We start from the raw sequence: 24,154 nt of genomic DNA, 5'->3' as shown, positions 1-24,154 counted from the left end.
ATTGACTACAGTAAGATATAGAGCTTAATTTACATTAATAATTGTTTGCATTAATAGTAGAGGAAGTGAATGAATTCTTGGCGCGATCGCCTCAATAAACTTGGTGGTCGAACTCGATATATGGTATGTCGTGTATTTATCCATTTAGCGGGTGAAGAAGTGGCACCGCTATTGGGAGTTCTCAACCGCAGTGCACGGGAAGCTGTTGACGCAGATGGAGACCTTGACGTTTTAGGACAAGGATTAGTAGAACTTTGCCAGAGCTTATTACAATACGACGTCTATTGGCAATCAGCGGCGAATGAAGGCGATGTGTTCTGGAGTGAGGGTGAAGCCGGAGACTATATCAATGAGTTATTTACAGACTCAGCCGAGCGGTACCTGAGTGAACCTGACTACCATCAACCCCTTGGGCCGAATGACCAACTATCCTTGCCGGTTACGCGTAACTTGGTGGTGATGATTGCCGTTGCCTGTACCGGAGAAGTCCCGGAACTGGAAACCAATTTAGCCAGTATGGAAACGCTCAAAGCAGGTCTGAAAGCCTTGATTAATCTCCACTATCAGGAAAGACTCGAAGCGATTCAGGTTCATTTTTCCCCAGCCCAGTTTGGAGATGAACTGACGAATGATCAACTCATCGTCAATTTTCCTGAACTGATTCCCTTGTAAAGAAGAGGGGGAATAAGGAGAGAAGATACACCCAGAAGGTTTCACTTTCCCTATCACCTTATCCTGAGCCTCTTGATGTCCTTCCTCTCTCTGATCGCAATAACCGAATTGGATTGCCTTAACTTTTGACTTATGATGTGGCGTAAACTCACAATTGTTCTATTATCCCTAAGTTTGTGTTGGACTACCTTAGCCTGTAGTTCTCCCAACTCAACCCAGTCTTACCCCAATCAGAGCAACAATACCTCAGCCCCTCGTAACCAGTTGAGTCAGGGGCAATATGCGGTGCAACAGGCAACTTACAACGATGCCAATGGAGAATACTCCGTCATGTTGCTCAATACACCAGCGGGCACTCCCCCGGTTTACCGCACGGAAAATTTACAGATGGCGCGTCTGACTGATGCTGAAGTTGCGGAAGGAAAGCAGACTTATCTGGAGATTAATGGGGGTCAGGCCGCGATGCACCTGACACCCGACTTCAAGATTGAATATGTCCACAACGTAACGGAAACACAGACTAATCCCCAAACGGGTCAACAAGAAACGGTGATCGTGCGTCAGCAATCTGGCTTCTGGGCACCTTTTGCAGGCGCGTTGGCGGGTCAAGCTTTGGGCAGTCTGCTATTTAGACCGACTTACTACGTACCCCCTGTGTATCAGCCTGGGGGAATTATGAGAGGCTATGGTGGATACGGCAGCAGCTACAACGAGGCTGTCAATCGATACCAAACTCGCTACCAAACGCCACCCCCAGCGGTGAGAAATCGTCAAACCTTCCGTACAACTGGAGGCTTAAGGAGACCCTCAGCTAATCGACCGAGTGTGGTTCGCCCAGCACCCAACAACGCGAATCGCTCGTCCGGATCAGGTTACGGTACTAGTCGGTTACGCCCTTCTAACCAATCGCGTCCCAGCCGTACCAACAGTCCTAGTCGATTTGGCAGCGGTACACGGAGTCCTGCGCGCAGATCAGGAGGAGCCTTCGGCAGTCCTAGGCGGCGCTAAAACAGGCGTCTGCGTGGTGAATTGAGTGAGTAGGGGCACGATATATCGTGCCCTTATTTTGTCGTTGTTAAACCTCTCCCAGTCGAGGCTATCCGTCTGGCTAAAGGGTATCATTGACGCGTTACAAGCCTTAACGTTAACCCTTACCGACGCCCTAACATGTCTCGCCCTGTTCTTTACATTGCCATCACCAACCACGGCTTTGGTCATGCTGTACGTGCCTCCTGCGTAGCGGAGGCAATTCAACAACTGTGTCCAGAAATCTTACTGGTTCTCGTCACAACCGCACCGCGTTGGTTGTTAGAAACTTATATTCCAGGTGATTTTATCCAGCGTCCACGGGCTTTGGATGTGGGTGTGATTCAGTCGGATAGCTTAAATATGGATCAAGACGCCACCTTGGAAAAATTACGCCAGATTCGCAAGTCGGCAGGTTCCATTGTTGCAGGTGAGGTGAATTTTATCCGCACCAACCGGGTAGGGCTGATTTTAGCGGATATCCCCCCCTTGGCGGCGAGTATTGCCAAAGCGGCGGGGATTCCCTGTTGGATGCTGAGTAATTTTGGTTGGGACTTTATCTACCGCGCTTGGGGAGGAGAATTTGTGGAGATGGCGGATTGGATTGGGGAGTGTTATGGAATGTGCGATCGCTTATTTCGCCTGCCCTTCCATGAACCTATGAATGCCTTTGGCAACATCACTGATGTAGGGTTAACCGGTGGAACGCCACGCTACACGGTAGACGAGTTACGAAACAAATTTAACCTGACGCTGCCATCAGAAAAAACAATTTTACTCACTTTTGGTGGACTCAATCTCCAGGAAATTCCTTACCAGACTCTAACTCAGTTTCCGGACTGGCAATTCATTACCTTCGATCAGCAAGCCCCTGACTTACCTAATTTATTAAAGGTTTCCGGAAAAGACTATCGCCCGGTTGAATTTATGCCCTTGTGTGGGCGAGTCGTTTCTAAACCGGGGTATAGTACCTTTGCCGAAGCTGTACGCATCGGAATACCGATCGCGTCTCTCATGCGCGAGGGCTTTGCAGAAGCTCCCTTGCTGCTGGAAGGTATCAAAAATTATGCTTATCATCAAGTAATAACACCCGAAGACTTTTTCCAGGGCAAATGGGACTTTTTATCCGATTCGCCCCAGCCACCGAGGCAATCTCAACAGGTGGCGAAAAATGGAACAGAAGCGATCGCCCAATCCGTCATCCATTATTACCAGACTCACGGATACATCTCCCTGCAATGACAGCCGCCGTCAATTTCCTGCCCGAAACGCCGCACAAGCTCCCTGATACGCCCAAGACAGCAGAAGCCAAAGAGAACCAAACGCTAGAAACAGGAGGAGAAGCCCGACAAAACAAGGCATCAGAAACACAAGATAGCAAAATCCCTGAAATACGAGAAAACCGGACTATTTCAACCCTAGAGCTAGCCGCTAAAGATGTCCGTATGGTTATCGAGCAACAAAGGGAACGGAGTCAAACCCTAACCACAAAGCTTAATATCTTGTTTGTCACCAACGGCGCTCTTTTGACGAGTCTAATAATTTCTCGGCTACTGTTTTTTCCGAGTCCCTTCAGCATTGCAGAAATCCTAGGATTTCTGCTAAATTTCACTTTATTAATTAGCGCTTTTCTGCCAAGGCAGGTGGCTGTCAGCCCGAACTTAGAAGATAAAAAATTCTTAGAACGCTATTTAGTTTTGTCACCTGAAGAGTATCAATTGCAAATGCTCGTTAATCTAGCCGAGACCTATAATGCAAACAGGCAACGATTGGAGGATGTTTCTTTATCATTGAAGTATTCGGCCTTTGTGACTTGGGGGATTGCAATCATTCTGTTAATGCATGTAGTAGCATCATATTTTGTGCAATTGAGCTGAGTAGAGTTGGCTAAACTCAAATTTATGGATTCCAAACCTGTTGACACTATAGGCTCCGGTGAACATTTAACGCTACCGGAACCCGATCCAGACAATATAACGGTTTTAACGCGCAACCTGCCTAACACGCCTATTCTTCCTTGGAATCATTACGATTCTCCTTGGAGTGAACCAGAAGCTGAGACAACTGAGCCAGAAGCTAATAACTCTGAGCAAGACACACAAAACCTGGAGCCAAACGCTGAAACTCTGGAGGAAGCCGCTCAGGCTGAGGCAATCACCCCTGTTGTTACGGCTGAGGGTGAGTTAGAGTCGGTACCCATAACTACCGAGGTTACTGAACCTGAGGGTGAGTTAGCTCCGGCACAAATAACCAGCGAGGTTACGGCTGAGGGTGAGTTACAGTCGGCACCCATAACTAGCGAGGTTACTGAACTTGAGGGTGAGTTAGAGCCGACACAAATAACCAGCAAGGTTACGGCTGAGGGTGAGTTAGCTCCGGCACCCATAACCAGCAACGTTACTGTTGAGGGTGAGTTTAATGCTCAGCGATTAATTGCCTTGCTCGATCTACCAGAGGAAACCGCAACCGATGAACTCACTGGCTAGGACGCTTTTAATCTGATCGGGTAATGATTGATCTGATCCATCTCCATTTATTTATGAGGCAATACCAACAATTTCTAAGAATTCAAACCACCGGTAAATCGTTCTCCCCAATTACCTCGAAAGTGCAATCCCTTGTTGCCGAGTCAGGTATCGACACTGGACTGTGTACAATTTTCTTACGCCATACTTCTGCCAGCCTGGTGATTCAAGAAAATGCAGACCCCGATGTTCTTAAAGATTTATCAAATTTTTTTGCCAAATTAGTGCCAGAGGATGGTAAAAGCTATATCCATGATGCCGAAGGGCCTGATGATATGCCGGCTCACATCCGCACAGCTCTCACCAAGACATCCGAACAAATTCCCATTGCTCGTGGCAGATTGGTCTTAGGAACCTGGCAGGGAATTTATCTTTGGGAACATCGGCAACAAAACCATCACCGTGAAGTGGTAGTTCACATCACAGGCAGCTAATCTTGTTTGACATTTGATAGCTATAGGATTCTCCCAACCTATCCATATCGCATGTCTTCTCTGGGAGGCTTGGCGTTGGCCGGATTGAAATAGACGACTTTAAAGAACTGCAAAATAAATAGCGAGATATAGAGAGGATTTAAGAAAACATAGCGCCGCCACAAACGAGTCGGTTCTTGCATCAGCCGATAAAACCATTCCAAGCCCCAGCGCTGCATAAAGACTGGTGCTTGTGATATTCGACCCGCGTGGAAATCAAAAGCAGCACCTACCGCCATCACGGGCATGGCTAAATCCTGGCTATATTCGTACACCCATACTTCTTGCCTGGGGCACCCCAAACCCGCAAACACCATCGCAGCACCACTTTGACGAATCTGTTCCACGATTTGCTGTTTTTCTTGGATCGAGACTTGGCGGAAGCGAGAGGGCTGAGAACCGGCAATGATTAATTTGGGGAAGCGATCGCAAAGATTCTTGCTCAGAGCTTCGAGGATTTCCGGACGACTGCCATACAGGTAAATCGGCAATCCTTCTTGAGCGGCACGTTCACAAATTTTTAGCATCAAGACAGGGCCACAAACGCGATCGGGAAGTTTCAGTTTATATAACAAATTGACCGCCCAACGCACGGGTTGCCCATCCGGACAGACGAGATCTAAACGATTGAGACGATAACGATGGGTTTCATCAAGAACTCCCGTCATCACGCCATGAACCGCTAGGGCTGAAACCGATAGCTTTTTTCCCTGACGGGCTGCGGCAATGATTTTATGGACGGCAGCCTCGTAATTTACCGCATCTACTCGAACGCCTAAAACATTGCGTTTGCCTTCATCAAGCTCTGCAATTGTTTTTGCGTCTAACTGGGTAGATTCTTGTTCATTGACCAGAATATTCGGATTACCTGCATCGGTCATCATAGTGCCCCTTTCGTCCATCGCTCGTAGTTACATTCGTAGATTTCCTGCAAGATCTGCGGGACATTGTACTTTAATTTCCAGTTTGGATAATGTTGAGAAAATTTTTGATTATTGCTAATCCACCAGATATGATCGCCAATGCGATTTTGTTCAGAGTAAGTCCACTTCATTTCCCGTGCGACTATCCTTTGACAGATTTCAATCGCTTCTAACATGGAGCAGTTGCTGTAGCGACCACCACCAGTGTTATACACCTCTGCTACTCGAGGTGCTTTAAAAAATTCATAGAAGGCTTGAATGAGGTCAGCGCTATGAATATTATCGCGGACTTGTTTCCCTCTATAACCATAAACCGTATAAGGCGTGCCGATCACCGCACATTTCATCAAATAAGCCAAAAAGCCGTGTAATTGAGTCCCGGAATGATTGGGTCCAGTGAGACATCCACCTCGAAAGCAGGCAGTACGCAGCCCAAAATAGCGCCCATATTCTTGAACCAAAACATCTGCTGCAACTTTAGAGGCACCAAATAAACTATGGAGAGTTTGATCCAGCGACATATCCTCTTGTATCCCCGATGTGTACGTATGATTGGGGTCAATTTCCCAACGAGTTTCGAGTTCAACAAGAGGCAAGCGATTCGGTGTATCCCCGTATACTTTATTGGTTGAAGTGAATATAAAAGGAGCCTCTGGACAGTATTGACGAGTTGCCTCTAACAGATTGAGAGTCCCATTCGCATTCACCGAAAAATCCATCATCGGGTCGCGTGCAGCCCAATCGTGAGAAGGTTGAGCGGCAGTATGAATAATCAGGACGATATTAGGAGCATATTTCCTAAAAATTTGGGTAATGGTTTCGTGGTCTCGAATATCGGCCTCTAGGTGAGTATATTGTGTTCCCAGAGTTTTTTCCAGGCGTTGTCGATTCCAAGTTGTAGAGGCGTCCTCGCCAAAAAATACGCGACGCATATCATTGTCAATTCCTACCACGTCCAAACCTTGCTCGGCAAAAAACGTTGTAGCTTCAGAGCCAATTAACCCGGCTGAGCCAGTAATGATAGCGACACTCACGTTTTACTCCCAAAATACAGATAGAACAAGCTAGACAATGGAGGTTTTATGACTCTTTCTCCAAAACTAAAGAAATAATCTCCACAAAAGATTGGGCGGCTGAAGATGGATTTTTCGCACTAATGAGTTTCTGAGATTGCTGGCTCATTGACTCAATTAGTTCTGGATGTTCTAGAAAACGGCGCATGGCGATCGCTAATTCCTCAGGTGCAAACGGGTCAAAAATATAACCATTCTTGCCCTCACTCACCATTTCTGCGGCTCCTGCCCATTTAGAACATAAAACAGGTTTACCAAAAACCATCGCTTCAAGCGCCACCATTCCCCATATATCTTCTAGGGTAGGAAATACAAAAACATCTGCCTGTTGGAAGTATTTACCTAGACGCCCATATTCTACCCAGCCGACCCACCTGACCTGATCTTCTAAATGTTGATTTTTAATAAAGATTTCTAGTTCCTCTCGTTGCTCACCTGTGCCAACAATGAGCAGCGAATAATCTAGATATCCCTGAGAGCGTAGGATAGAGCAGGCTTCTAAAAGGGACTTAATCCCTTTTCTGGGTGTAATACGTCCCACATACAGAAAAATTGGATGCTTGAGCGTTTCATCCACGCGTTCAGCGTTCTCAAAACTTTGCTGTAAAGTGGTTGCATCCGGCACTAAATACGTTTTGGTAAACACAATTTCGGGCTTTGCCCCCACCCCCTCAATCAGATAATCTTTAGCTCCGTAACTATTAGCCACAAAGGCATCCGCATAGCGAGACATCACTCGTCGAAACAGCGAACGCAGGGATGAATCTCGAAAATCTGAGTTGGGAGAGCTGCCATCATAAATAATGATAAATCGCCACTTTCCCCAAGGTTTTAAAAGCAGCGCTAACAGAGTCCACAACGAATAAGCTTGAGCCAAGATAACTTGTGGCTTAAATTGTATTAAGTGACCGATGATACCGGGAGAGAGTATCATCAGACGACGGCTGTAACCTTTCGTCTGAGTCATCTCTAGAGATTTCATCTCCCCAACAATTTTGATTACATTTGCGCCGGGAACTTCAGGAGCGAATCCGGGCCAAACCAAACCGGTGTAAAAAATTGTATTTTTAAATACCTTTGTGAATTCTCTCAATACAGGTTGCCAGTAAGCTCCCAGTTCTACCGAAGGTACTAACCAAGCAATACGGATATCTTTAATGTCGTCCATCGGGTTGACCCTGAGTTATACAGACCCGGCTATCTAGCCACTTTCTCACAACATGGGGATGAATCATAGGCGTTCCAGCAAAAATTTGCCTGAATCAATAACATGAGATTATCCGCTTTCTGACCACCACATAGCGGCTAGCGGCGCTACAATCCCACTAGTATTTTTACTCATTCAGCCGTTTTTTTCAGAACCACCGAGAGGTGAAATTCCCAATAATCTGCGATAGGGAATCAACCAGTAAATGGGCCAAAGCAAGCCGCCATGCCTCTGGGCAAATACTTTCCACTCCCAAAAAGGGTGAAGGACTTGTTCTTTTACGGGTAAACCCTTGGGTTGTCCAATTTTTTTGAGTCCCTCACCGAACGCTACGGATAAATCCGCCTCACTCCCTGGCTTGTAGTTCTGGGAACAAGTCCCGACATATCCAGGCGCGACCCAAACGGTACATCCCTGTCGCTGGGCGCGTAAACCGTAGTCCCAGTCACCGGCATAGTGGGTAAAAGCAGGCTCTAGATTCCCCACGACTTGAACCACTTCTCTGGGGATCAGAACACAGTTGCCGTTAATCGTGTCACAGCGCTGTGCGGACTCCCTAGGTTCTAGGAGGTCAAATTTAAGGGGTCGCCAACGGCTACGGCGCATTACCCCCCCATAAGTTGGGACTTGGGTTTGGGGATCGCAAGTCGAGCCGGCAACAAGAGGTCGAGGCTCACCTTGAGTCCGCAAATGCTCAAATGTTTCTAAGAGGTGGCTTAAGGCGTTGGGGTAAAGCAGGGTGTCATTGTTCAGCCACAGGTAGTAGTCGTAGTCGTCCTTGATGGCTTCAGCAAAGGCAAGGCGGGTTCCACCATTCCAAAATAAGCTGCCATCTCCTTTGAGAATCTTCACCTGGGGATAGGACTGGGCTACAGCCTCTGCGGTACCATCCGTACTGGCATCATCGACTAAATAAACATCAATTGTGATTTCACGCTTGATTTCCTGATTGAATAGAGCCTGAAGACAAGCCAAAGTCAGTAGCTTGCGGTTATGGCAAGTGAGCAGTGCAGCTAGGCGATCGCAGTTCATCGGTTCAAACGTGTTGCCTCTGGTTGCAATGAGTTACAGTCTGCTTAATCCGCATAGGGAAAGAACCTAGAAATTTTTCTGGCTTGAAATTTACATCCCATATCTCTAATCCAACGGATCGGGTTAGCTCTCATGGAGCCAATCCCTGACTAACGGCACAAAAGATGACAAGTTTATGCCTTGTATCGATAGAATTTTACCGTAACTTACGATCAACCCCTCAATTATCACTCCTCGAAAGTGAGACAAGTCATTATGGAAGATTTTGGCATCATTGTTGCCTGTTGTTACCAAGATTACTTATTTGCCAAGGGCTGTTGTGCCAGTATTAGACATTTTTTGGGCAATGTTCCGATCTGTCTGATTGTTGATGGAACGTTCTCGGTCAGTTCATTGGAAAAGGCATACAACGTTCGTATCCTCAATCACCATAATGTGACCCATGAGCTTCTCAGAAAAAGAAGCTTTGGTTGGGGGAAAACGAAGATGATTGCATTTTGGGAAAGCCCCTGGAAACATTTTCTCGTTTTAGATGCGGATACGAATGTGTGGGGGAATGTCCTCAAGTATGCCGACTTTAAAAAGTATGATGCAGTAATTGACAAGCCCCTTTATGGCTATCCCGACGACAAGGTTTGTGAATTTTTCTTTGAAATTTCAGAACTTGAGAAGTATTTCCCCGATTTTAACTGGCAAGCTCACCGCAATGATTATTTTTGTACAGGAACCTTCTTTGGAACACGAGATATCTTTAGTTTGGAGGAGTACATTGAGATTTTAGATTTCACGGAAAAGCATCCAGGAATCTTTAAATATGGTGAGATGGGTTTCTTGAACTTCATGCTCTTCCGGGCGGCAGATAAGGGAAAAATTCGCTTGGGGCAAGTGCCGATGCAACTCATTGTCCCCGATTTTGAACGAGAGGCACTACAAAAACGCTTTCCTGTGGAGGAAACGGGGCCAGTGGTACAGAATGAAGAGGCGATGGTGATTCACTGGTGTGGGCCAAAGCCAAGATTATCAACGTCTCAAGTCTACCCAGAACCCATGAGTTTTTGTCGGCGGCAGTTTCTCCACAATGAGCGTGGATATACTGGAACAACTGCTAATTTATGGCTGAAATTAGAAGATTATTCCAGCCTTGTGAACGTTTATAAGAACAAAATCATTCGCAAATTATCTCAACAGCGTCAAAGGATATTGACTCAAAAATAACCGTTATATAGCAGTCGCCAAGGCAACTCTTGACTCTCGCCAAATACTGAAACCTTGAGCCGTCAATATGCATCCCTTCTGCCTTGAAGCCTCCTCGTATGAGCTGCGGTACCTCCTCATTCTCACTAAAGCTCCGGTGCCTTTTGCTATAGCTCAGAAAAATCATCGTTTGTTGAGAATTGGCCACAGGGAATGGGGGATGGGTTTGATTCAGCTCCGATTGAGGCAGCAGCACTTGATTGTGACTGACTCCTTTCCCAGGACAAGATGATTGTAGGGGCAAAATCCGGTTTCCTCTTTGCCCAAAATCTACCGAGTGAGAAAGGAGTAGTTCTCTACGAATCTGCTACCCTAAGTTTTTAAACGCGTGAAGCCTTGTAGTTATTGTGAGTTCCATGAATCTGCCGGAAACGACTGCCTATGTCAGGATTACGCAGCACTCCTGGCAACAGGGCAAGATGGAAGGAGAAGTTCAAGCGGCAGAATATAAGTGGCAGTTTCAGTGGTGTTTCCGGAAGGGACAGTTATCTGTCAAACCCTCTCTAGGACGTGCTCTGATTCAAGAGCCACTTGGTCGTTTTTTGGAGCGCTGCGATTACCAATTGGAGCCAGGAGGAGATTATGCCTTTACGATTCGAGCCGAACTGTGATTAGAGGCTATCCGTTCATGCTTCAGCCTTCAGTTGACTCCATCCCCAATTCCTTCAGATAGCGTTCGATTAACAAGATGGCAACAATGTCATCAATGGGGCGAGGGGGTTCGCGCATTCCTTGAGGGATGAGGCGTTGCAGTCCTGTGGGGGGGTACATTTGCCAATAGCGATCGCGTGCTTCTAAACTGCTGTAACGCTCATCGACCAAAACAATCGGCAAGGATGCTGATAACTCGCGCTCAAGTTTCTGTTTCCACTTTTTTGCCGTCGTTTGATCGCCCATCACTAGGGTGGCAATGGAGAATTGCTGACACAACTGTTGAAGGGTTGCGATCGCATCAGCAGACGGCACAACCTGATGGTAAAGGAGCTGTTGCTGCTTACCCATTACGGCTAAACCACATTTATCGCGTCCTGGATCGAAGCCTAAAAGCAAGGAATTTCTTCTCTACTAAACAATTCATGTTTTAAAAATCACTTGTCCATTGTGCATCGCGACCAACTGTAATTTCAAGGGGCCAGCCGTAGGGGTTGTTTCTTGGGTGATCGCTTTAATATCTACCGATTGACCATACTTTTCTAGCTGTTCAATAAAATTAATCACCGTAATGATGCGACCATCTCCAATCTGAATACTACCCAGTATCCCAGCACGACGCGCACGGAACTGAGCGGCAGCTAGCAACTGATCGAGCCGCTGCCTGATTTCTTCATTGGTCATCGTTGAAGCATCGACAGAAATGGTAGCTAAGAGTTCGCCTGCCGGAAAGACGACTTGATTAGCGACTGCATCTGCAAAGACTTGTATGTCCTTTTCGCCCTCCACGTAGTTACCAACAGAGAGAATTCGCACCACATAGTCTTTCCCGTCTTTAATCTGATTAATTAACGACTCAACCTGTGATTTAGGAATTTTGACGAGAGGCTCATCGGCATCTGTTCTATTGGGGTGGGTGATTTCAACGGCTTTGCGATTCGCTTCCCGCAATAGCTGTTCAATGGCTTGAGGAGCAGCCTTTGGGTCAACCACGCGCACGACACCAAAGGCCAAAACTTGACCGCGAACCAGAGCGACATTCCCCTGACGCAACACTTGATAGTTCTGATAGTACTGTTCTAGTGTTTCTACTTCCTGTCGTAAAAAAGCGAGTTGTTTTTCTCGTTCGCCAAGTTGTTTTTCTTGGCCAACCAGTTGGTTTTCTTGTTGCGTGAGTTCTTGTTCCAGTTCTTGGAGACGAGCTTCGCGCTGGGTAATCGCTGCTCTTAATTTTTCTTCCCGTTCTTTGTAGCGAGCTTCGCGCTGGACGATCACTTGTTTAAATTCTTGTTCCAGTTCTTTGAGGCGTTCTTCACTTTCAGTAATCGCTCTGGCTTTCTCTTGCAGTTCCTGATTGCGTTCTTTGATTGTTTGATTCTTCCGGGTAAGTTCCTGATTGCGCTCCTCAATGGTTTGACCTCGTTTGAGGAGTTCCTCGTCTCGCTGAGTCACTGATTCTCTTAATTGAGCAACTTGAGTTTGAAGTTGAGTAATTTGCTCAGTGAGTTGATCTCGCTGCTGCAACAACTGCTGGCGTTCTGCTAAGAGTGACTTAATTTCTGAGCGCAGCACTGTAGCCTGCCCAGAGATATTTTTCAATTGAGTTTGAGCTTTCTGGAAATTTTGATTAATGATATCTAGACGCTTTTGAGCCTGAGATTGCTGGGTTCTGGCTTGAGTTAATTCACTCTCGACCTGCTGCTTCTGCTGATTAATAATCTGGATTTCACCACGAGCAATTCTCAGATTTTTTTTGATTTCGTCGAGTCGTAAAAGCCCATCTCTGATTGAGCCGCTTGTCGCAAACAAAATCCCTAAAGTTGTTGCAGAAATTAGGCTACCGGTAATTACGGTCACCAAAGTGGCGGTCTTGCGAGGGCGTAAATTAAATAAGCTTAACCGCGCCTTGCCTACTTTCGTGCCAATGCGATCGCCTAAGGTGGCGATTACCCCCCCCAACAACAAAATTGCCACAATTAGGATATAACCGCTGGTCATCGCCTACGCTTAGTCTGTCCAGATACAGCCTATCTCATGGCTGTAGGGCTTCATGTTCTTTTTTTTGACCAAGCACTGCGCCCATGCGGTCATTGATGGCTCAAGCTGGTTAGGTAAACTGCTGGCTCAACACCACTGGGTTGTGAACGGTGATTTTTTTCTTATGAATCGAAATCATTTGTTCTGAGCGCAAGTCTCCTAGTAAACGAGTCACGGTAACACGGGTTGAGCCAATGGCTTCTGCGATCGCTTGATGAGACAGCTTCAGGTCGATTGTGATCCCCTCGGCTGAGGGGACTCCGAAGTCACGGCACAGAATCAATAGAAAACTGACCAAGCGCGAACCCATGTCCCGATGAGCGAGTGTCTCGATCATCATTTCTGTTTGCAAAATCCGTGAGGATAGACCCCGTAACATCAACATGGATAGGTCTGGGTTGTCTTTGAGCGATTGCTCCACTTGGTCAATGGGCGCAGAGAGCAATTCCACGGGTGTAAAGGCAACGGCGTGATAAAACCGATCAGAGCGGTGACCTGTAATCAGCGACAGAACACCGAAAACACTATTTTCTCGTAACAGCGCTACGGTAATTTCTTCCCCAGCTTCGTAAACTCTAGACAGCTTTACGGCACCTTTGAGCAAGAAGTAAACCCTTTCTGCTGGGTCTCCTGGGAAAAAAATCGTTTTGCCTCGCTCGAACGTTTCAACCACCGGTGGAAATGCTCCACCGCCCATCTGACGGAACACTGCTGCTAACGGTCTATTTTGCGTAACGACCATAATTTATATGCTCTCTTGCCAACGCCCTGGCGACTTAGTGTCTATGAATAATTGCCGGGAAAGATTGAGACTCTGGAACCGAATCGGTGAAATCTCCTGAATGTATCCAAGAATACTTAATCTGAGTCCAAGCTAGTTTTTTGTACTAATTGCTACATAATCTAGGGAAGATTGGTGAAGTGGAAGTGTCATTTAAGAAGGCAGAAGGCAAAAGAAGGAAGACAGAAGGTACTAATTGGAAGGGGATTGTGACCCTTCCCAAGAGGACGCCACCAAATCAAAGATTTGTTTATAGGCTTCACCCCCTTACTCCTTCGGTTGTGGGCCAACTTCTCTTATGCTTCCTTCTGTCCTCGTATGATCTCCGGTCTGCCTTCTGTCCTCGTATGATCTCCGGTTTGCCTTTTCAGGTGAACCAATTGACCTGTCAAGTCGAAAGCCGAGCGTGGGGTCATCATACACGGTCATACTCTCTGTGACTGCATTGGATTGGAGTCATAATACACCGTCTTACCCTGTATAATCGCATTTGATAACTAGGGATTAAGTAATCATCCAATTAGCTTTAGGATAAAATATTATGCTTAATTTGGCTGGAAAAAACGCTCTTGTCACTGGTATTGCCAACAATCGCTCCATCGCTTGGGGCATTGCCCAGCAACTACACAAAGCAGGTGCAAATTTGGGTGTCACATATCTACCCGATGAAAAAGGACGCTTTGAGAAAAAGGTCAAAGAGTTAGTAGAACCCCTCGCCCCTAGTATTTTTTTGCCCTGTAACGTTCAGGACGATGCCCAAATCGCCGCAACCTTCGAGGCGATCGGTCAGCAATGGGGTAAATTGGACATTCTGATTCATTGCCTTGCTTTTGCCGGTAAGGATGCGTTATCGGGAGACTTTAGTAATGTTTCCAGGGCTGATTTTACCCAAGCTTTGGAAATTAGCACGTACTCGCTGACTCAATTGGCAGGGGCGGCTAAACCCTTAATGACAGAAGGCGGTAGTATTGTCACCCTCACCTACTTGGGGGGTGTTAAGGTGATTCCCAATTACAACGTGATGGGAATTGCCAAGGCGGGACTGGAAATGAGTGTGCGTTATCTAGCGGCTGAACTGGGGCCGAACAATATTCGGGTGAATGCGATTTCAGCAGGCCCGATCCGCACCTTAGCCTCGTCAGCCGTTGGAGGTATCCTCGATATGATTCATCATGTGGAGGAAGTGGCACCCCTGCGGCGGACGGTGACTCAACTGGAAGTGGGCAATGCGGCGGCTTTCTTGTGCAGTGATTTATCCAGTGGCGTGACGGGTCAAGTTTTATATGTAGACGCCGGTTACGAAATAATGGGGATGTAGATTATAGGGTTGAAGGTTGAAAGTTGAAGGTTGAAACGTTCAACTTGTTAACCTAACCAAGTTTCGACCCCACTCTCCGTTAAAGGCACAGGAACTCAGGTTTTATGCAGATCAGCGATAACCCTAAGGGGAATTTGACACAACACACAGGTTTCAATAGTCAAAACCAGGAGACTCGGTTCCCCACACGGATGGCAACCGTTAGCCGTACCACGGGTGAAACGGATGTGCAGGTTAGTTTGAATTTGGATGGTACAGGCGCTTGCACTGCCGCTACAGGCATCCCATTTTTAGACCACATGTTGCATCAGATTTCTTCGCATGGGCTGATCGATCTGGACGTGCAGGCCAAGGGGGACATTGAAATTGATGACCACCACACCAATGAAGATGTGGGGATTACACTGGGGATGGCGTTAGGGAAGGCACTCGGCGATCGCAAAGGGATTGTTCGCTTTGGTCATTTCCTTGCCCCCCTCGATGAGGCGTTGGTTCAGGTTACCCTCGACTTTTCCGGGCGTCCTCACTTAAGCTACGGCTTGGAGATTCCGACGCAGCGTGTGGGAACCTACGACACTCAGTTGGTGCGAGAGTTCTTTGTGGCAGTGGTAAATCACTCTCAGATGACGCTGCACATCCGCCAACTCGATGGGATTAATTCGCACCACATCATTGAGGCAACATTTAAGGCATTTGCACGGGCAGTCCGGATGGCAGTGGAAATCGATCCGCGTCGCGCTGGGATGATTCCCAGTTCTAAGGGCGTTTTGTAATAATCTCTACCACCAACCCTTTCTGGGTATGGTGGTGGATTGCCAACTTCACAACAGAAACGTCTTGGCTCCAAGGTACTTGTTTAGCAAGTAAAGTAAACTTGGCTCCGCTTCAATCCGACGGAACGTAGGAGAGCATAAATTCTTGCTCCAAGAGGGTACTGTCGCCAATTTTGGGAAGTGCTAGGATTCTGTCTAATCTTCTAGTCCCTATGGCTACTAAAAAATGGATCCCCTAACAATTGCCGCAGGTATAGTGGGCATCATTGCTGGTCTTGTAGGCATTCCTGCTGCCGTAGTGCAAATGCTCGACTATATCCAAAAGCAACGTGAGAAAAAGAGTGTAACCCAACAGGCAGCTGAATTACCGCAGGCTCAGAATCCTTCAAGTTCGATTCCTGTTGTTGCTACGCCTGAGGGGGGAACTGCAAAACTGCGTCAAGATTGGGGAGAGGCGGTTGATATCTCGGTTTTCTATGGACGCACCGAAGAACTTGCCAAGTTAGAACAGTGGATTGTGCAGGAACGCTGCCGATTGGTGGCACTGTTAGGCATGGGAGGAATCGGTAAGACAACTCTATCGATCAAGGTGGCACAACAGATTCAGGATGAGTTTGAGTATGTCATTTGGCGCAGTCTCCGCAATGCTCCACCCATACAAGAAATCCTGGCAGACATTATCAAGTTTCTGTCCAACCAGCAAGACACTGATTTACCCGAAACCGTAGGCGGTAGGATATCGCGATCGCTTGATTATTTACGCTCGAAACGTTGTCTCATCGTACTGGATAATGCCGAATCGATTTTACAAGGAAGCGACCATGCAGGAGAGTATCGAGAAGGCTATGAGGATTATGGTGAGCTAATCAGGCGAGTCGGAGGAACATCCCATCAAAGCTGCTTAGTCCTGACGAGCCGAGAAAAACCGAAAGAAGTTGCTTCCTCTGAAGGCGAAACACCCTCAGTTCGTTCCTTGCAGCTAAAAGGTTTGAAAGCGGTAGAGGGAGAAGAAATCTTTAAAGTCAAAGGTCTTTCTGGCTCAGAAGAGGAACAGATAAAACTGATTGAATTCTATAAAGGTAGCCCTCTTGCCTTAAAGATTATTTCAACAACGATTAAAGAATTATTTGATGGCAATATTGCTGAATTTTTAGCGCAAGGTTCTGTAGTTTTTGGGCAAGTGCGTGACCTTCTAGAGCAGCAGTTTAATCGGCTGTCAGATTTGGAGCGGGAGGTGATGTACTGGCTGGCAATTAATCGGGAGCCAGTTTCACTATCAGAATTGCGAGAAGATATTGTCTCGCTGGCATCGCCGCCAAAGTTGATTGAAGCGGTGCAGTCTTTGGTTAGGCGATCGCTCATCGAAAAAAGCAGTGCCCTCTTCACGCTGCAACCTGTTGTCATGGAGTATCTGAGTGACCGCTTGATTGAGCAAGTCTGTGCAGAGATTCAAACAGGGAAAATAGACCTTTTTAATAGTCAGGCTCTGATTAAGGCAACGGCGAAAGATTACGTAAGGGAAACTCAAGTTCGCCTCATTCTTAAACCCATTGCAGAAAGGTTGCTCACTACCTTAGGGGCTAAGGCTTCTGTGCCTCTACGAGAAATTATCACAACCCTACGGGAGCAATCTCCACATCAACCTGGGTATACGGGTGGAAATATTCTCAATCTACTTTCCCAACTCCAAACAGATTTGAGCGGCTTAGATTTTTCTAATTTGAGAATTTGGCAAGCCTACCTACAGGGCATGACTTTACAACATGTTAATTTCGCTCACTCTGACTTATCCAAATCTGTTTTTACTCAAGCCTTCGACAAAATTACAGCAGTGGAATTTAGCCCCGATGGAAAACTTTTAGCCACAAGTGATGTCGTTGGTCAGGTTCGGATTTGGCACGTTGGGGATGGTCAGCAAATTCTGACCTTTCAGGGACATACCAATTGGATATCATCGATCGCTTTCAGTCCCAATGGTCAACTGCTTGCCGTTAGTGGCAGTAGCGACCCAACCGTGAAGCTGTGGGAGATTAACACTGGGCAGTGTCTCCAAACTTTGCAGGGGCATAGCAATTGGGTAACGTGGGTTGCGTTCAGTCCCGGTGGTCAAATTCTAGCTAGTGGCAGTGATGACCAAACAGTGAGGCTGTGGGAGGTGAACACTGGGAATTGTCTACAAATTTTGCAGGGTCATAGGGATAAAGTGCGATCGCTTGCCTTCAGTCCCAATGGTCAAATTCTAGCTAGTGGCAGTGATGATTCAATAGTCAGGCTGTGGGAGGTGAGTACTGGAAATTGTCTACAAATTTTGCAGGCTCATACTCAAAAGGTACGATCGCTTGCCTTCAGTCCCGACGGTCAAACCTTGGCTAGTAGCAGTAATGACTCAACCGTGAAGCTGTGGGAGGTGAGTACTGGAAATTGTCTGAAATCTCTACAGGAAAATAATGACATCAGTAGAATTGCTTTCAGTCCCAATGGTCAAATTCTAGCTAGTGGCAGTGATGACTCAACAGTGAGGTTCTGGGAGGTCAGCACTGGGCAATGTCTCCGAATTTTACAGGGTCATACTAATAAGGTGCGATCGATTGCTTTCAGTCCCGATGGTCAAACGTTAGCGAGTAGCAGTGATGACTCAAGCGTGAGGCTATGGGAGGTCAGCACTGGGCAATGTCTCCGAATTTTGCAGGGTTATACCAATAGGGTACGGTCGGTTGCCTTAAGCGCGGATGACCGACTGATCGCTAGTGGCAGTGGTGACCAACAGGTGCGGTTGTGGGAGGTTAGTACTGGGCAATGCTTGAAAACTTTACAGGGTCATAGCGGCGGGGTACAGTCCGTTGCCTTCAGCCCCAATGGTCAAACTCTAGCTAGCAGTGGTGACCAAACAGTGCGGTTGTGGGACGTTACTACGGGTCATAGCCTCCATGTTTTGCCCGGTCATCACAGTTGGGTACAGTGCGTTGCCTTCAGTCCCGATGGTCAACTGCTTGCTAGTGGCAGTGGCGATCAAACAGTGCGGCTGTGGGAAGTCACTACAGGTCATTGCCTCCATGTTTGGCAAGATCATAGCAGTGAGGTGCGGTGCGTTGCCTTCAGTCCTGATGGTCAATTGCTGGCTAGTGGCAGTCGTGACGGAACGGTACGGCTGTGGGAGGTTAGTACTGGGCAATGCCTGCAAACTCTACAGGGTCATAGCGGTTGGGTAGAGTCCATCACCTTCAGCCTCGATGGTCAACTGCTTGCTAGTAGCAGTCTCGACCAAACGGTAAGGTTGTGGACAGTTGGCACTGGGCAATGCCTGCAAACTCTGCAAGGACAAAGCAGTTGGGGAGAGTCCGCCACCTTTAATCCTGACGGTCAAATCTTAGTTGGTAGCGGTGATGACCAAACAGTGAAATTGTGGGAGGTTCGCACTGGGCAATGCCTGCAAACTCTACGAGGGCACACTGATAAGGTTTGGTCTGTTGCTTTCAGCTCCGATGGTCAAACCCTGGTTAGTGGAAGCCAAGATGAGACCGTTAAGATTTGGAATGTCAAGACGGGTGAGTGCCTGAAGACGCTGATAGCTGCTAGACCCTATGAAGGTATGAATATCACGGGAGTTACAGGCTTGGCGGAAGCACAGAAAGCGATGTTGAAAACTCTGGGGGCGGTTGAGATTTGAGAATGGGGATAGTTGGGTGCGATGCGTCAGGAGAAAGCGCGATCGCAAGTAGGATTTACAAGTTAGCGATCGCACTCCCACTCACTCACCAAACCCTTGATACTGCATGAGGGTCACAGAAATCATCGGCAATAATTTAGACACCAATTGAGATAGGCCAAACTTCCACTTTAGGGATTGGGGTAACTCTTGCCAAGCAATGGGCACAAAACCAAAGTGAGTATAAAACGTTGCCAACCGACTGCCCAAACATTCCAGATACAGTGGTTCGGTTGCCTCCTGAATCAAATGCTTAACTAAAAAGTTCCCCAAACCTCGATTTCGCCAAGCCGATGCAACCACTAAACTCCCCAATTCTTGTGCCTGAGCAAAGCTACGCAACTGTCCACAAGCAACAACACTCCCCTCACATTCAATCACCCAAAACTTTGACCAGCGCACCTGAGTCGGATCGAGTTTGGCACTCAGCACTAATTTGCGAATCGCCCAGATATCCTGGGCACAAGCTCGACGCAGAATACACCCAATTGGTAAAATAAAAGGCTGCTCAGTCATTTGGCCTCTAGGATGAACGCTTTGGCGGACCGCAATCGTCCGGCAACGCATCGAGAGTAACACCCAACGCTCTACAAAACGCCTTCATTTGGGGAATTGTTAGTTCCGGTTGATATTCACCCCTCTCCCAAGCACTCACAGCTCTTTGAGAGATGGGTTTAGTTCCCGTTTTGTCAGGAATTTGCTGAGCGAGTTCAGATTGAGTTAGACCGGCCTGAATCCGTAGCCTTTTTAAGGGTGATATCGGCTCCTCTGGATTGAGTGGTGCTTGTGACATGATTGCACAGTTGGATTAGGGGTGAGTAAATCGGATTTCGATACACCTGTAAAATCATTCTCATCTGTCAAAACTGGTAAACCCGTGACTGAACAGGAAAATTTGCTTGGCTCACCATTTCGGCAGCCCCGATTACCCCTTCCCCCACCGATGATGATGTCTGAGGAAGGCTCTTTCGCCTACTTCACATTAACTCAGCGAATGCCAGCGATTGTCCAACGGGTGATCGATGAAAACGATTTTCCCACATCCATTGTGAACAACTTGGCAAGCCTGATTCAATCTTTGCCCAATGGAATTGTGCGTTCCCTCGACGACGAAGCGCCAGATTTGAGCGAGTGGAATCAATATCTTCAACCCTATATCGGACAGCGCTGGTTAGACATTCCCTGGTTTTTTGCAGAGGCATACTTCTTCCGTCGTATCCTTGAGGCAACCCATTACTTCCAAGCTGGAAGCACTCAAGACGTCGATCCATTTGCTCTACAAAAACGCAGGGGTTTGGAGACAACCCTGGTTTCCATTCGGGAACTGAGTACACGAGTCAATCACTGGATAGAGCAAGCAAAACATGATCAGGGCAACCTAGAGCCAAAAAGTTTGATTGCTCTACTCTATTCGGTTTTGTGGGGTAATCGGGCTGATATGAGTCTGTGGCCGATTGATGCCGGAGAATTGGATAGCAGCCAAGAAATTCACTTGGAACAAAATCACATCTTGGTCGATGATACGGCACTGATTGCTGAGCGAGTGGCTCGCTTTGAGGGGGTACGGATGGATGTGATCGTGGATAATGCAGGGTTGGAACTCGTCTGTGATTTATGCGTGGTGGACTTTCTGCTCACAAGTCACGCGGCTGAAGTGATTTACTTGCACCTGAAATCCCATCCCATGTTCGTATCGGATGCGATGATTCAAGATGTGCAAGACACGATCGAGTTTCTCGCCACTACCCGTGATCCGGATGTCCAATCCCTGGCGCAACGATTGCAAGATTATCTGGATCAAGGTCGTTTGCTCTGCCGTGAGGATACTTTTTGGACATCTCCCTTAGTATTCTGGGAAATGCCCGAACCCCTAAGGCAAGAGTTAGCTCAATCGACGCTAATTTTAATCAAGGGAGATGCGAATTATCGCCGATGCTTAGGCAATCGCACCTGGCCTTTTACAACGGCTTTTGCAGATATCGTCTGCTACTTTCCAGCACCCTTGGTAGCTCTACGCACTCTCAAGTCAGAACTGGTAGTGGGTTTAGGATTAGAGCAGATCGCAGCACTCAATCAGGAAGACTCAGAGTGGTTAACCAATGGGCAATGGGGTGTGATTCAATTTGTCGATCCAACAGCTATAACGGCTGCGCCCTAATCCTCGTTTTCTCAGATAGCCGTTACCTGTTAACAATTTTCAACCAACCAAAAACCTGCTCTGCCGTTAACTTTAACTTAGTGCTTTCAAGAACTTGCAAGCGAGCGCTCGCTCTATATACTTCAGGTTCTTGCTTGGGTTTAAACGTGAGGATAGAGTGATCGTCCGGATCGATGAGCCACCCTAACTGACAGCCATGTCGCAGACAATGCAGAATGTTGTCAATCACCCGGTTAGCCTTCTGTTCGGGTGAGAGAATCTCAATTGTCCAATCTGGGGGTTCGACAAAGTTGTCTTCTGGCTCTCCTTCCTCATCCAGCTGAATCCGGTTCCATGCCACCACTGCAACATCAGGTACAACAGAACGCCCGCCAAAGGTACAACGAAGTTCAGGAAGTGCCGTATAGTCTTCCGTGTGGCTATCAATGACAGCCAGTAGCCGCTTTTGTAACAGAGAGTACCTCGTTTTTGGCATCGGCTTCTGAATCGCATTCCCATTAATGTACTTCCATGCCGGGGATTCCTCGATATCAGGAAGCTTGAGAAAGTCTTCAAGGGTGAGGGGTTTAACCGATGCAGGCGTCATAGCTGTTTGGCGGTTGTTACTCTAATTTTCTCATGGAGTTCTTAAAGCGCGTTTTATCCTTTCAAAAATACTGATTGTGTTTTGTTTAAAGTCGTCTCGAATCAAGCCATTTTTATCTAGAAGTCCTACCACCTCAGCACGCTCACTCCGAGCAGGCTTTGTACGTACATCATCAGCAGGAATAACCTCGAATGAATAATGTGGGAATTGTTGCTCAAGTGAAGTTTGCATATAAGTCATATTTTTATCCAGAATACCAACAACACGCTCAAAACCTAACTCTTGCAACATAGAGGCAATAACAGGCATCTTAGGCGCTCCGCCAACGCCCCAGCCATAAAAATCACCAGATATTGTTATCTCCAGTTGCTCAAGGACTTTCGGAAAGAATATAACATCCTCCTGACCTTCAACCAGTATCACACCATCTTCTAAGAAGAAAACTTCACTTGCATCTAAGCCTAGTACATGGGGATTGTTGAGATCTCGAAGAAAGTTGCCTATTTTCTTTTTGGTTTCATTGGTCAGTTCAAAGACGACAGAGCGATCTTCACGCTTTCGTACTCTAATAATAGAGGCACCAGATGCAATTGCCTTCCCGTCTATTAGTTGAGGTGAATGTGTCGCAAAGATAATCTGTCTGTCCTTTGCCAAATCACATAGAACTTTACGAAGCCTTTTCTGAAAATAGGGGTGGAGAGATAATTCTGGTTCGTCAATAACAATGATATTTCCTGGCTTTGAATCATATAGTGCATCAACAATGAAGAAGAGACTTACGAGACCCTCTCCCATTCCGTCGCTCGTGTGGAATTCGCTACCAGTGCGGAACTTTAAGTAGTACTGTCCTGTATTACTTTGGTCTATGTACCAATCTGGTACAGGATTTATTATTTGTTCCAAGATTTTGTTGAAGCCTTCCCTGTTGTCTTGAATCTGAAATAAACGGTAGTGAAAGTTAAGTGCAGACCCCCGTGTTGCAGGTAGCTGAAAACTATCTATGTATTGTTCTCTCTTCTTAAAAATTACTTCTTTTCCAAAATATGGGTTGAAAGTTCGCCGAGACGGTAGGACAAATATTCGAGAATGAAGTGGCTCGATATCTGGCGAGTTCCACTGAGTCTCACTGCCACCTCTAGGCACGGTTGCGAGCTCTTTATACTGCCCTTCCGAGTTTTGAACTGTAAACCTGACCCGATCGCCAGCACGCTTATTTCGCTTACCCTCAGCAAAGCTCGGAGGAGTGTGGGGAGGACGCGATATAGCGTGAAGGGCTTCGATAATCGTAGATTTTCCAGCATTGTTGGGTCCAACTAGGATTGTTAGACCACTACCACGTTCATTGTTCGGAAGTGCAAAGTTTACAATCTCTGCCTCGGCAAATCCACGGTAACTATGAATCTCTAGACTTTTAAGCCAGATCATAAAGTAGTGACGGTACATGAGTACTAGCGTAACGCAGCGTTCACCGTAATCATCTGCTGCATTGCAATGCAATGCACTCTACGTCTGTCGTGTTAGTGAACGTAGTGAAAATTCGTTTCTCTAGTTGCCTTATCCAGTACAGGCTCTCTTTCACTCCACCACTACCCGTCCCAACCGTTTCAAAATCCGTAAAACCCCGCCTAACTCATGCCGCCGAGGAAACAGTGAAAATGTCCGCGATGCGTCATATTGTGGAGCATTTCCTTGACTTAGCTTCAAAAACACAAACTCATCACCGTTTGTTGCCATGCCGAATACCGGACGTTCGCTCTGCGGACTAGCCAACATATAAGCTAGTGCAGGCTGGCAGAAATAACCCACCAGTCTAAACCGTCTTTGGGTAGCCTTCGTACTTCCACTCAAATGGTTTAGCCAGGGTTCGGTTGAAATATTCAATAAATACCAAAATGCGATCGCTTAAATCTTTAGTTGAAGTGAAACTGGAGCGCTTGAGCAAGCGTCTCATCAGGATGC

General features: G+C 46.9%; 24 protein-coding genes. 12 read left to right on the top strand and 12 right to left on the bottom strand.

The window, feature by feature from the left end; all coding sequences use genetic code 11:
• Positions 1–69 precede the first annotated feature (69 nt).
• The 6 genes from NDI48_19750 to NDI48_19725 all read left to right on the top strand — a co-directional run bounded on the left by NDI48_19750 (position 70) and on the right by NDI48_19725 (position 4,657).
• Positions 70–672, top strand: coding sequence for a DUF1517 domain-containing protein (locus NDI48_19750; protein ID MEP0833404.1), 603 nt, complete (start codon positions 70–72; stop codon positions 670–672).
• Between the two features lie 132 nt (positions 673–804).
• Complete coding sequence (locus tag NDI48_19745; GenBank protein ID MEP0833403.1) at positions 805–1,680, top strand: hypothetical protein; 876 nt, start codon at positions 805–807, stop codon at positions 1,678–1,680.
• Between the two features lie 159 nt (positions 1,681–1,839).
• Positions 1,840–2,940 (top strand): glycosyl transferase, encoded by a 1,101-nt coding sequence (locus tag NDI48_19740; protein ID MEP0833402.1) that lies wholly within the window; start codon positions 1,840–1,842, stop codon positions 2,938–2,940.
• Positions 2,937–3,575, top strand: a complete 639-nt coding sequence (locus NDI48_19735) for a hypothetical protein (protein MEP0833401.1) — start codon at positions 2,937–2,939, stop codon at positions 3,573–3,575. Before NDI48_19740 ends, NDI48_19735 begins: the two co-directional genes overlap by 4 nt.
• 24 nt (positions 3,576–3,599) lie before the next feature.
• A complete protein-coding gene (locus NDI48_19730; protein MEP0833400.1) occupies positions 3,600–4,184 on the top strand; it encodes a hypothetical protein in 585 nt (194 codons plus the stop codon).
• Between the two features lie 53 nt (positions 4,185–4,237).
• Positions 4,238–4,657, top strand: coding sequence for a secondary thiamine-phosphate synthase enzyme YjbQ (locus tag NDI48_19725; GenBank protein MEP0833399.1), 420 nt, complete (start codon positions 4,238–4,240; stop codon positions 4,655–4,657).
• 38 nt (positions 4,658–4,695) lie between these two features.
• Here NDI48_19725 and NDI48_19720 read toward each other — a convergent pair whose 3' ends face one another.
• From NDI48_19720 to NDI48_19705, 4 genes are all read right to left on the bottom strand, one after another.
• Positions 4,696–5,580, bottom strand: a complete 885-nt coding sequence (locus NDI48_19720) for a WecB/TagA/CpsF family glycosyltransferase (protein MEP0833398.1) — start codon at positions 5,578–5,580, stop codon at positions 4,696–4,698.
• Positions 5,577–6,653 carry an NAD-dependent epimerase/dehydratase family protein gene (locus tag NDI48_19715; protein MEP0833397.1) on the bottom strand — a complete coding sequence of 359 codons (1,077 nt, stop codon included), beginning with the start codon at positions 6,651–6,653 and terminating at the stop codon, positions 5,577–5,579. Before NDI48_19715 ends, NDI48_19720 begins: the two co-directional genes overlap by 4 nt.
• A gap of 46 nt (positions 6,654–6,699) precedes the next feature.
• Positions 6,700–7,860, bottom strand: a complete 1,161-nt coding sequence (locus NDI48_19710; protein MEP0833396.1) for a glycosyltransferase family 4 protein — start codon at positions 7,858–7,860, stop codon at positions 6,700–6,702.
• A gap of 174 nt (positions 7,861–8,034) precedes the next feature.
• On the bottom strand, positions 8,035–8,931 hold the full coding sequence (locus NDI48_19705; protein ID MEP0833395.1) for a glycosyltransferase family 2 protein: 897 nt from the start codon (positions 8,929–8,931) through the stop codon (positions 8,035–8,037).
• Between the two features lie 240 nt (positions 8,932–9,171).
• On the opposite strand from NDI48_19705, the gene NDI48_19700 reads away from it, so the two are divergent.
• Together NDI48_19700 and NDI48_19695 are read left to right on the top strand one after the other, a co-directional pair.
• Positions 9,172–10,146, top strand: a complete 975-nt coding sequence (locus tag NDI48_19700; protein MEP0833394.1) for a hypothetical protein — start codon at positions 9,172–9,174, stop codon at positions 10,144–10,146.
• Positions 10,147–10,532: 386 nt separating this feature from the next.
• On the top strand, positions 10,533–10,796 hold the full coding sequence (locus tag NDI48_19695) for a DUF3146 family protein (protein ID MEP0833393.1): 264 nt from the start codon (positions 10,533–10,535) through the stop codon (positions 10,794–10,796).
• 22 nt (positions 10,797–10,818) lie between these two features.
• Here NDI48_19695 and NDI48_19690 read toward each other — a convergent pair whose 3' ends face one another.
• From NDI48_19690 to ntcA, 3 genes are all read right to left on the bottom strand, one after another.
• The gene (locus NDI48_19690; protein MEP0833392.1) at positions 10,819–11,235 is read right to left on the bottom strand and encodes a pre-16S rRNA-processing nuclease YqgF; all 417 of its coding nucleotides are present in this window, start codon (positions 11,233–11,235) and stop codon (positions 10,819–10,821) included.
• A gap of 24 nt (positions 11,236–11,259) precedes the next feature.
• Positions 11,260–12,834: a DUF3084 domain-containing protein gene (locus NDI48_19685; protein ID MEP0833391.1), complete on the bottom strand. Its 1,575-nt coding sequence runs from the start codon at positions 12,832–12,834 to the stop codon at positions 11,260–11,262.
• Between the two features lie 109 nt (positions 12,835–12,943).
• Positions 12,944–13,615, bottom strand: coding sequence for a global nitrogen regulator NtcA (ntcA, locus tag NDI48_19680; protein MEP0833390.1), 672 nt, complete (start codon positions 13,613–13,615; stop codon positions 12,944–12,946).
• Positions 13,616–14,195: 580 nt separating this feature from the next.
• Here ntcA and fabI point away from each other — a divergent pair.
• From fabI to NDI48_19665, 3 genes are all read left to right on the top strand, one after another.
• Positions 14,196–14,972 (top strand): enoyl-ACP reductase FabI, encoded by a 777-nt coding sequence (gene fabI, locus NDI48_19675; protein MEP0833389.1) that lies wholly within the window; start codon positions 14,196–14,198, stop codon positions 14,970–14,972.
• Positions 14,973–15,163: 191 nt separating this feature from the next.
• The gene (gene hisB / locus NDI48_19670; GenBank protein ID MEP0833388.1) at positions 15,164–15,745 is read left to right on the top strand and encodes an imidazoleglycerol-phosphate dehydratase HisB; all 582 of its coding nucleotides are present in this window, start codon (positions 15,164–15,166) and stop codon (positions 15,743–15,745) included.
• Positions 15,746–15,971: 226 nt separating this feature from the next.
• The gene (locus tag NDI48_19665) at positions 15,972–19,412 is read left to right on the top strand and encodes an NB-ARC domain-containing protein (protein ID MEP0833387.1); all 3,441 of its coding nucleotides are present in this window, start codon (positions 15,972–15,974) and stop codon (positions 19,410–19,412) included.
• Between the two features lie 81 nt (positions 19,413–19,493).
• Here NDI48_19665 and NDI48_19660 read toward each other — a convergent pair whose 3' ends face one another.
• Together NDI48_19660 and NDI48_19655 are read right to left on the bottom strand one after the other, a co-directional pair.
• On the bottom strand, positions 19,494–19,967 hold the full coding sequence (locus NDI48_19660) for a GNAT family N-acetyltransferase (protein MEP0833386.1): 474 nt from the start codon (positions 19,965–19,967) through the stop codon (positions 19,494–19,496).
• Positions 19,968–19,974: 7 nt separating this feature from the next.
• Positions 19,975–20,244 carry a helix-turn-helix transcriptional regulator gene (locus tag NDI48_19655; GenBank protein ID MEP0833385.1) on the bottom strand — a complete coding sequence of 90 codons (270 nt, stop codon included), beginning with the start codon at positions 20,242–20,244 and terminating at the stop codon, positions 19,975–19,977.
• 21 nt (positions 20,245–20,265) lie between these two features.
• Here NDI48_19655 and NDI48_19650 point away from each other — a divergent pair, with 21 nt between their 5' ends.
• Positions 20,266–21,609 (top strand): damage-control phosphatase ARMT1 family protein, encoded by a 1,344-nt coding sequence (locus NDI48_19650; GenBank protein MEP0833384.1) that lies wholly within the window; start codon positions 20,266–20,268, stop codon positions 21,607–21,609.
• A gap of 22 nt (positions 21,610–21,631) precedes the next feature.
• Here NDI48_19650 and NDI48_19645 read toward each other — a convergent pair whose 3' ends face one another.
• The 3 genes from NDI48_19645 to NDI48_19635 all read right to left on the bottom strand — a co-directional run bounded on the left by NDI48_19645 (position 21,632) and on the right by NDI48_19635 (position 23,968).
• Positions 21,632–22,195, bottom strand: a complete 564-nt coding sequence (locus NDI48_19645; protein MEP0833383.1) for a Uma2 family endonuclease — start codon at positions 22,193–22,195, stop codon at positions 21,632–21,634.
• A 30-nt stretch (positions 22,196–22,225) separates the two neighbouring features.
• Positions 22,226–23,638 (bottom strand): ATP-binding protein, encoded by a 1,413-nt coding sequence (locus tag NDI48_19640; protein ID MEP0833382.1) that lies wholly within the window; start codon positions 23,636–23,638, stop codon positions 22,226–22,228.
• A gap of 132 nt (positions 23,639–23,770) precedes the next feature.
• Positions 23,771–23,968 carry a hypothetical protein gene (locus tag NDI48_19635; protein ID MEP0833381.1) on the bottom strand — a complete coding sequence of 66 codons (198 nt, stop codon included), beginning with the start codon at positions 23,966–23,968 and terminating at the stop codon, positions 23,771–23,773.
• Positions 23,969–24,154: the final 186 nt, after the last annotated feature.

The organism is Microcoleus sp. AS-A8 (assembly GCA_039962225.1).
In the GTDB taxonomy this organism is placed as follows: Bacteria; Cyanobacteriota; Cyanobacteriia; order Cyanobacteriales; family Coleofasciculaceae; genus Allocoleopsis.
This window is presented reverse-complemented; position numbering and strand designations above follow the sequence as displayed.